The organism is Endozoicomonas sp. ONNA2 (assembly GCF_024606365.1).
In the GTDB taxonomy this organism is placed as follows: domain Bacteria; phylum Pseudomonadota; class Gammaproteobacteria; order Pseudomonadales; family Endozoicomonadaceae; genus Endozoicomonas.
Map to the genome: position 1 here is coordinate 1 of NZ_JAHHPO010000952.1, position 1006 is coordinate 1006.

At 46.4% G+C, this 1006-nt stretch carries 1 protein-coding gene; it reads right to left on the reverse strand.

Annotation, left to right across the window (positions count from 1 at the left end; genetic code table 11):
* A partial coding sequence (locus KDK14_RS16905) for a hypothetical protein (protein WP_257266353.1) occupies positions 1 to 438 on the reverse strand: 438 nt, incomplete at its 3' end.
* Between the last annotated feature and the right edge of the window lie 568 nt (positions 439 to 1006).

The window sequence follows — 1006 nt, forward strand, 5'->3', positions numbered from 1 at the left end:
AGTGTGGCCGTACTTGATGGTGACCGCTAACGGGTATTCTGGATGACCGGTGAGCGCCGAGCGGTAAGAGTTCTTTGCCAAAGTCTTGTCTTTGTCCAGAAACCAGTTCAGTTTTCTCAGATTACCGCTACGGCAGACATTAAGCATCCGGGATTCACAATAAAATGATTTGTCGTTATCGACGCTTTCCCCGTCATTACGAATCAATGGCAGTGCCGGTTGCTCGCATTCACTGCATCGGCGTTTATCAAGACTTGTTTCACTCTGCTCATCAAGGTGTCGGGTGATGCACCCCAGGTGGAAAACGTGAGGTTCCGGTTTACAAGAGGTTTTGACCAGTGAGTGCCCACCAAATTCTCCTCTGACAGATTCGTCATTTATACAGATAGCAGAACAATTAAGTGGTAAGCCTGCTGCGTTGCCCGTTACACCATCCATCGCTTTGACCCTCTTTATGTCTCAACACTTGTGGGTAGGATAGAAATTAGCAGAGAGAATTCCATAAAAGACACGCGATGTTCGACTTTTAAACTGACCTAAGCGATTTGTTTAACTGATGCATGCCGATCATGCGGATATTCATCTAATTGACGGCTTTCCCATCGACGTAGTTTGTCGTACAAGGGCTCCCAAAAGCAGAGTCTTCAAAGGAGAGGCAGACTATGGTTACTGCGCTTTCAAGAAAAAGTACTTTTATGGCTTTCAGGGTATGGCTTTCAGGGCATGGCTTTCAGGGGCATTTGCTGGTTGAAGCACGGGGCATACCAGTAGGATTCACTCCTTGATAGATGCGGCTGATTTTTAACAACGCACGCGCCGTAGATTTCCGGCATAGTCTGAAGCAGTGAACTCCTTGACGAAAATCCCCATGTAACTTAAGGAATTGTCTTTTAATAAGTACCCGATTTACGTTCACCCTGAGCTTGTCGAAGGGTCGTGCCACCGAACTTTGACAAGCTCAATCCAGTCAGGCAATGAAAATAGGGAAGTTATTTCCGGACAACTA